The sequence below is a fragment of the Ileibacterium valens genome (assembly GCF_001945525.1).
GTDB lineage: Bacteria > Bacillota_I > Bacilli_A > Erysipelotrichales > Erysipelotrichaceae > Ileibacterium > Ileibacterium valens.
In genome coordinates, this window is the sequence record NZ_MPJW01000263.1 from 1 (window position 1) to 606 (window position 606).

The window sequence follows — 606 nt, forward strand, 5'->3', positions numbered from 1 at the left end:
CGGGAGAACCTGTCTTCAGATGCAGGACATGAGATTATGGTCAGCCGGAGCATTCAGGCGGAAGGAACCTTCGGAGATCTTAAAGAAAACTACAGATACAGCCGATTGAGACGCCGGGGACTGGAAAACGTAAAATTTGAGGTGCTTATTGTGGCCATGGGACACAATATCAGAAAATTAAACAACAGAAATCGGATGAGTTGCCCAGAACTCGAATGTTATGGAAAATTAAAGGAGCAGAAAAGCGAAATCTGAAAAAGATTATAAACAGTCTTTTTGAGTTTTGGCTCTTTTCAGTGCGTTCAAAAATTGACTTGAGCGGAAAAACACATCATAAAACAGGATTGAATCAGATAAAAAGCATAGAAAAAGGGGCTGTAAATCTCGCTGATGAAAAATCAGTCGAAATTTAACAGCCCCAATAGATTTAGTTTCTTTTAAAATGTCAGTTAATTCCTTCTGCTGAATCTTTAATGATCCGAGAGTGTAATTTTATCTGTGTAAGTCGAGAGCGTACGGCTCGGCCTGCACAGATTTTTTTTGCGATTTGTGCTTTTATTAAGAAAAGAGGAAATGAAATCATGGCTAAAATCAAACGCAATCCTG

General features: G+C 38.8%; 1 protein-coding gene. It reads left to right on the forward strand.

Annotated elements, in window-relative coordinates; all coding sequences use genetic code 11:
• Positions 1-255, forward strand: a 255-nt coding sequence (locus tag BO222_RS13530; protein ID WP_075821026.1) for a transposase, incomplete at its 5' end; no start/stop codon positions are given.
• Between the last annotated feature and the right edge of the window lie 351 nt (positions 256-606).